2 protein-coding genes are annotated in these 1,389 nt (G+C 61.7%); one reads left to right on the top strand and one right to left on the bottom strand.

Features of this window, described 5'->3' with window-relative positions; translation table 11 throughout:
* Positions 1–261, bottom strand: a 261-nt coding sequence (locus NG1_RS38710; protein ID WP_245660189.1) for a hypothetical protein, incomplete at its 3' end; no start/stop codon positions are given.
* Between NG1_RS38710 and NG1_RS34810 the strand changes: the two genes are divergently transcribed.
* Positions 148–1,350, top strand: coding sequence for an IS256 family transposase (locus NG1_RS34810; protein WP_245660188.1), 1,203 nt, complete (start codon positions 148–150; stop codon positions 1,348–1,350). The two genes, NG1_RS38710 and NG1_RS34810, sit on opposite strands and share 114 nt — an antisense overlap.
* The last annotated feature ends 39 nt before the right edge of the window (positions 1,351–1,389 follow it).

Genomic DNA, 1,389 nt, shown 5'->3' with positions numbered 1-1,389 from the left:
GGGACTGTAAATACAACGGTGTAACTCCCGATCAAGGAGTGGCACTTGATATCTGATGTAGTGACGGCTGATGTGGCCGATACTGCTGCGGTGGCGAAGCGTAAGGATGCGACAGCACCAGCGGTGGATGCCGAACTGGTGGGTCAGCTGGTGGCTCAGGCCCGGAGCAACGGCTTGCAGCTGACCGGTGAGGGTGGGTTGCTGGCGCAGTTGACCAAGATGGTCGTCGAATCCGCCCTCGATGGTGAGATCACCGACCATCTCGGATATGACCATGGTGACCCGGCCGGTCGTGGAACAGGCAATTCCCGCAACGGCACCCGGTCGAAAACGGTGGTCACAGACGTCGGGCCGGTCGAGATCGACGTTCCTCGCGATCGGGACGCCAGCTTCGAGCCGCAGATCGTGCGCAAACGCCAGCGCCGGCTCAACGGCGTGGAGAACATGGTGTTGTCGCTGTCGGCCAAGGGCCTCACGCATGGAGAGATTTCCGCGCACCTGCGTGAAGTTTATGGCGCCGAGGTGTCCAAGCAGACGATCTCGGTGATCACCGACAAGGTGATGGATGGCATGAGCGAGTGGCAGAACCGGCCTCTGGACAGCGTGTATCCGGTGATCTTCCTGGATGCGATCCATGTGAAGATCCGCGACGGCAAGGTCGCCAACCGGCCCATCTATGTCGCGTTGGCGGTCACCGTCGAGGGCACCCGCGACATTTTGGGCTTGTGGGCCGGAGATGGTGGTGAGGGCGCGAAGTTCTGGCTGCAGATCCTCACCGAACTCAAGAATCGTGGTGCCGAGGATGTGTGCATGCTCGTCTGCGATGGTCTCAAAGGGTTGCCCGAGGCGATCGGGCAGGTCTGGCCGGCCGCTGTCGTCCAGACGTGTGTGGTGCATCTGCTGCGCGCATCGTTCCGTTACGCGGGTCGTCAGCATTGGGACGCGATCGCCAAGGCGTTGAAGCCGATCTACACCGCACCGACGGAATCTGCTGCGCTGGAACGGTTCTACGAGTTCACCGAGGAATGGGGCACGAAGTACCCGGCCATCGTCAAGCTCTGGGAGAACTCGTGGGCCGAGTTCGTGCCGTTCCTGGCGTTCGACACCGAGATCCGCAGGGTCGTGTGCTCGACGAATGCGATCGAGTCGGTCAACGCCCGCATCCGCCGTGCCGTGCGCGCCCGCGGCCACTTCCCCAACGAGCAAGCCGCCCTGAAATGCGTCTACCTGGCGATCATGAGTCTCGACCCCACCGGAACAGGACAGAAACGCTGGATCACCCGATGGAAAGCGGCGTTGAACGCCTTCGACATCACCTTCGAAGGCCGACTCAGCGCTGGACGGAAGTAACCCAATCAAACCGAGTTACACCGATGGCTGGACAGACCC

This window comes from Nocardia gamkensis NBRC 108242 (assembly GCF_001612985.1).
Taxonomy (GTDB): Bacteria; Actinomycetota; Actinomycetes; order Mycobacteriales; family Mycobacteriaceae; genus Nocardia; species Nocardia gamkensis.
The sequence above is the reverse complement of the archived record's forward strand: the minus strand, read 5'-3'. Positions and strand labels throughout refer to the sequence as shown.